Below are 5895 nucleotides of genomic sequence, written 5' to 3' on the forward strand. Positions count from 1 at the left end.
TGGTGTCCAGTAGTCGCTCATCGAGGCATTCAACAGCGATCGAGACGCTCTCACCAGCAATATTCCCCACTGTTGGCAGCCAAATGAGATGACCTCTTAAGGGTGTCGAAGGCGTTCTGCTGCGTGGCCAGGCCGACCTTGCGCTCCTCCATCGACATGATGAAGTCGTCGACGGCGGTCGGAGTGAAGCTGTTGATCCGGCGCGACTCGAGGGCGGGGAGTATCTGGCTGTCGAGAAGCCGGTTGACCGTGCGTACCGTACCGGGCGCGTAGTGACGCTGACGTGGCAGCCAGGTGCCCGCGTACTCCCCGAAACGCTGCTTGCCCAGCGTTCGCTTCATCTCGGCCTGCTGCACAGGAGTGCTGCGCTTCTCCCTGTAGACCTGCGTGAGCCGGTCGAGAGCGTCGTCCTGTGTCGGGTAGCCCGTCTCTTCTCGCTGCCGCCCCGTTCCGTCGCGGAACCGGATAGCGTAGGGGTGCGCGCATCCGCCCTGCCGTTTGCAGCTGCAGGTCTTGAAGAAACTGCCCATCCCGCGGATGAGTTTGGTCGCCACGTACACCGCGCCTGACTCATGCTGGGAGTTTGCTGACCAACGGCTCCACAGCATGGCCTTGACCTGCGGCCGCACCAAACCAGGGCACGTTGATGAGCATCCTCATGCGTACCTCCAGGGTCAGAGCGGGTGAGGCAGTCGATGATCCCGGTGGTCTCGTGGCGGCGGGCGAGTGCGCGTCATGGCGCAATTGTCGACGCGAGATCCCGTGCGCGCACGGGTGCGCGGGGGTACATCCGGTCGTGACCGAGTGGAAACGGGTACAGGCACAGGTTCCCCGTGGCGACAGAACGGGTTTCTCTGTCGCCACGGGACCTGTGCCTGTGCGGCTACCGCGGTGCTGCCGGTGCGTGTGTGTTCGCTCGGCTGCCGGGTGGGGGTGTTATGCGGGGCTGTACCTCTCGATCATGCGGACGCCGCCGAAGCTCCAGTTGCCCGGGGGGGTTTCCCAGCCACCGACGTGGTAGTTGAGGGTGCCGTCCGTCTTGGCGGTCCAGGTGAGGGTCCTGACGCGACCGTCCTCGTAGCCGTACATGCCGCCGATGTCGTCGCGGCCGTCGCCGTTGAAGTCGCCGGTGACGATCTTGATGTTCTCGCGCCAGAAGTTGCCGGCCGGGATGGTCCAGATCTCCTTGCGGCCGCCGAACGCTCCGCCGGTGCCGCTCGGCGTGAAGCTGATCATGGCGTCGTGGCCGTCTCCGTAGTCGTACCACGTCACGATGTCGTCGCGGCCGTCACCGTTGAAGTCGCCCGAGTGCACCGAGGTGGCCTCGAAGCTGCCCCAGTCGGTGCTGGTCCAGCCGGCGAGCGGTTCGTTGAAGGCGCCGGTGGGCTTGGCGGTGAAGGTGAACAGGGTGGTGTCACCGTTGTCGTAGCCGTAGAAGACGCCGATGTCGTCGCGGCCGTCGGCGTTGTAGTCGCCGCTGGTGAACTTCATGTTCGGCGCGTACCAGCCGTCGGCCCGGTAGAAGGAGGAGAAGGGGTAGTTGAAGCCTCCCCTGACGTCGGCGGTGAAGGTGAACAGCTTGTCGCTGCCGTCTCCGTAGGCGTACCAGGTGGCGATGTCGTCGCGGCCGTCGCCGTTGAAGTCGCCGGACTGGACGTGGATCGCGTCGAAGTTCCAGTGTCCCGCGGGGACCTGCCAGGAGACGAAGGGGGCGTTGAAGTTGCCGTCGCCCTTGCCGAGCCACGTGCGCAGGTTCATGCGGCCGTCTTCGTAGCCGTAGAACGCCGCGATGTCACCGACGCCGTCTCCGTTGAAGTCACCGGTGGTGTGCTTCATGTTCTCGGCCCAGTAGTTGCCGGCCGCGGCCGACCAGGCGTGCTGGGGGGCCTTGAAGGTGCCGTCCGAGTTGGTGGTGAAGGCGTGGATCTCGTCATGGCCGTCGCCGTAGTCGTACCAGTTCGCCATGTCGCTGCGGCCGTCACGGTTGTAGTCGTGCCGTACCGCGGTGCCGCTGGACCAGAGCGACTGGGTCTTGTCGTTGTAGACGGTGAGGTCCCCGGAATCCCGGAGCATGGTGAAGCCCTCACCGGCGTTGGCGGCTCCGGTGGTCCACAGACGCTTGTTGTCGGCGTTGTAGACGGAGAGGTTGCCGTTGTCCTCGACTCGGGCGACGGCGCCCGCGGTGCCACCGGTGCTGGACCAGACCTTCTTCCCGGCCTTGGTGGTGATGAACAGGTTGCCGTCCGTCCCCAGCGTGAGGGTGCTCGACTGGGAGGCGAGGGAGCTGCCGGGGTTGATGACGGTGCCGGGCACGAGGCGGACGCCGCCGGTGACGCCGTCGATGGTGAACGGGACGTCGAACCCGGTGAGGCTCGTGGGCGATCCCTTGCCGCGCCAGCCGATCATGGTGTTGTCGGCCTTGCGGGCCCACAGGTCGGTGATCTTGTCGCCGTCCAGGACGCCGTCTCCGGTGCCGTCGCCGTCGAGGTCGCCGGACGTGCCGATCTGCGGGTACAGGGACTTCTTGAGACCACTGCCGATCTTCACCCGGTCATTGCCCCAGGTCGCGAAGTTGATCTTGTTGAGGGCGGGGTCCTTGGCGCCGTGCGACCGGAACAGGTCGCCGGTGGCGTCGTCCCGGAGCAGCAGGTCGGGCAGCTTGTCCCCGTTGAGGTCCCCGGCGGAGACGACGGTGTACTTGCTCCAGTCCATGCCGATGTCGCCGACGCGGACGGGAACGCCTCGCGGAGCGCTCAGGACGTCGACGCTGCGCGTGCCGCGGTAGAAGTACAGGGCGCTGCCCTGCTTGACGAGGACATCGGGCGCGCCGTCGTCGTCGAAGCTGCCTCCGACGATCTGGTCGGCGTCGAACCAGTGGTTGTTGGAGTCCCTGGAGACCCGCAGGGTGTGCGGTCCTTCCTGGGTGTCGATGAGTCCGGAACCGTAGTTCTTGTAGACCTGGAGCTGCTTGCGGTTGTTGTCATTGGGGTTGGGCACGAGGGCGAGGAGGTCGTTGTACCCGTCCTGCTGCCAGTCGCCGACGACCGAGACCTGCCGGTCGGGGAAGACCGCGTCGCCCGAGGTCGCGTTCACGGCCGAGAACTCTCGGTTGCCGTTGCCCGTGTAGGCGATGAGCGTGCCGCTGCTGTCCGGGCTCCAGATGTCCTTGAACCGGTCGCCGTTGAGGTCGTTGGGTTCGTCGCGGGCCAGTTCCCGGTTGGCGTAGTAGAGGTAGGTCCCGGTGTCGGAGCGGTTGCCCGCCGCGTCCACGCCGTAGGCGTAGATCAGGCGCGGCCCCGCCGCGGGGATCGTCACCTCTCCCGTGAAGACCCCGTTGACCGGCGTGGACGTACGGACGTCCGGGTGGGTGTCGGTCCACCAGAAGATCTTGGTGACGGCGTCCGCCGGCGCCGGCTTGAAGGTGAAGACGGCCTTCTTGCGGGCGAGTCCCGTGGGGTTCGGCCAGCCGTCGTTGCCGGGCGGGTAGACCGGCTTGCCGTTGACGGACGGGGAGATGATCTCCGGCGGGGACTTAGGGCGCTGGCGGTCCACCTTGAAGGCGCACGGGGCGCTCTTCCAGCCGGACGGGGCGTTGTCGGAGTCGGTGGTCTGTACGCGCCAGGTGTAGCTCACGCCGGTGCCGCCGGGCGTCATCGACACCGGGACGGCGAGGGTGGCGACACGGCCGTTGAGTGCGGGGACGGCCTTCGTGAAGACGCGGGTGCTGGTGCCGCTCTTGTTCTCGTAGAGCTCGAACGTGGCGGTGAGGTTGCCCTTGTCCTCGTCCGTGATCGTGGCGTAGAGGCTGACGGTCACGTTGCCGAGGTTTCCGCCGCTCGCGCACGGGGTGACCGGGCTGGTGCCCAGCTTGGTCGGCAGGTCCGGGGCGGTGTTGTAGACGGTCTCCAGGACGACGGTCTTGGGGTCGAACTTCTTCCAGCCGAAGGTGTCGTCCTCGTCGGCGTACAGACCGAAGGTCACGTCGTCGGCGCCCGCGGCGGCCTTGCTCTTGACCCAGCTGGTCGCGTCGAACTCGAGGTTGCCGGCGGGGCACGACGAGGAGGAGCCGTCCGCGGGCACCCAGCCCTTGGCGTCCCTGACCGTGTCGAGCGGCGAGCTCGTCAGCTTGTCCGGCTGGTTGGTCCAGTTGGTCTTGGAGTTGATCGCGCCGGTCGGGTACAGGTACAGATCCCGGGCATTGCAGGACCATGACCAGGTGTTCTTCACCCGGAACGTCGCCGACTTGACCTGAGTCTTCTTCAGATGGGAGATGTCCAGCTGGAAGAAGGACCGCGAGATGCGGTTGGAGCCGCCGGACTGGGCCTCGTAGCCCACGCGGACGGGGTCCTTGGCGTTCCAGTACGAGTTGCTCGGCCATGCCTTGTAGACACGGGTCCAGTTCCACTTCTGACGGTCGCCGTAGCCCCAGCTGGGGTCGATGTAGACCGGGTAGGTGGTCTCGGCGCCGTCCAGGAGCTGCTGGTCCGGAGTGATGGTGAGCGTGTCCGACGTCAGCTGGGTGGGCATGACCGCGTCCTGCGCGCCCAGCCCCGGATCGAAGGTGTCCTCGCCCTCGGCGGCCGGGGTGGCCTCGCCGGCTTCGGCGGTCAGGGCCATCGTGCTGCGCAGCGTGGTCGCCGCGGCCGGCTGGCTCGTCGCCGTGGTGGTGGAGTCCCACATCATCGGAGCGGAGCTGGAGAAGACGATCTGGCCGGCCGGGTCCAGGGCCGTCAGGCTCCCGCTCTCGGCGTCCTTCCCGACGGTCAGACCGTCGGTGTCGATCCCGAACCGCAGTTGGTCGAGCTGCGGGTTCTGCGCCGCTTCGGCCGTCTTGACGACGAAGACCTGGGAGAAGCCCTCGACCTCCGCCTTCAGTTGGAGGTCGACGCCGGGGAACACCTCGGCGTACGTCGCGATGTTGCCGTCCAGGGTCGGTGTCGGCAGCGCGTTCGGCCAGGTCAGCGACAGGCTGCGGCCGTCCTTGGAGCCTTGGAGCAGCGGTGCGGTGCCGCCGCCGGAGAACTTCACGGCGACGTTGGTGGCCTTGGTGACCACGGAGCCGTCAGTGGCGAACATCAGGGTCGGGTCGGCCGCGACCCATCCGCCGTCCCGCCACAGCCAGACGGGCGTTCCGTGTTCGGTGACCTTGAACGATCCCTCGGGCTGTGCCCAGGTCTCGGAGCTCTCCGTTCGCCGGGAGACGACCTCCTGGGGCCGGCCAGTGGCCGCCGCCTGCTGGAGTGCGTAGTCCTCCTCGCTCAGGGAGCCGTTGGCCACCGGATCGTCCGACGCGACGGAGGTGGCGGCGGAAGGAGCCCCGGCGGGTGTGACGCTCGCTGCGGGGGCGACCGCGAGCACGGAGGTGAGCATGGCTCCGGCCAGTGCCCCGGGTATCAAGCGGGCCCCCCTGGACCGCCCGAAAACCGATCTATTTGTCGTGGACACGTCTAGAATTCCTCCCCAAAAAGGTGTCCGAATTTCAAGGTGCCGACGGCCGAAAAGTGTCGTGGCGACCTCGAATTGAGTTGACTCTACAGCCTTGATCGGACACTCCCAGGTGTGCTTTATGCCGTAAATTCGGGCAACCTGGCAACCTTCGGTCTGCTTGGGGTATCTCTGGTCAACCGCCCCTGACCTGGGACTCTGTGGGGCAGCTGTGCGGCAATGGCCCTAAAGGTCATCTCTCCTGGCAGATCCATTCAGGGGGCATTCAATGCGATGGTCCGTGCTGCCTCGCGTCGGATATAGCTGTTAAAGTTCCACGTTTTTATTTGTTTTCGAGGGGTGGGAGTAAGTGGGTAATTTCCGTACGCGAGGGTGGGCCGTGGCATTGTCCGCGGTGATGGCAGTGGGACTGCTGCCGGCCACCTCCGTCGCACGGCGGACGCCGCTGGG

2 protein-coding genes are annotated in these 5895 nt (G+C 66.5%); both read right to left on the reverse strand.

What is annotated here, in order from left to right; genetic code table 11:
* Nucleotides 1-50: 50 nt before the first annotated feature.
* Nucleotides 51-629: a hypothetical protein gene (locus tag IF00_RS0140120; protein WP_106975952.1), complete on the reverse strand. Its 579-nt coding sequence runs from the start codon at nucleotides 627-629 to the stop codon at nucleotides 51-53.
* Nucleotides 630-936: 307 nt separating this feature from the next.
* A complete protein-coding gene (locus tag IF00_RS47530; RefSeq protein WP_051820905.1) occupies nucleotides 937-5370 on the reverse strand; it encodes an FG-GAP-like repeat-containing protein in 4434 nt (1477 codons plus the stop codon).
* Between the last annotated feature and the right edge of the window lie 525 nt (nucleotides 5371-5895).

It is taken from the genome of Streptomyces flavochromogenes, from assembly GCF_000717595.1.
Lineage (GTDB): Bacteria > Actinomycetota > Actinomycetes > Streptomycetales > Streptomycetaceae > Streptomyces > Streptomyces flavochromogenes.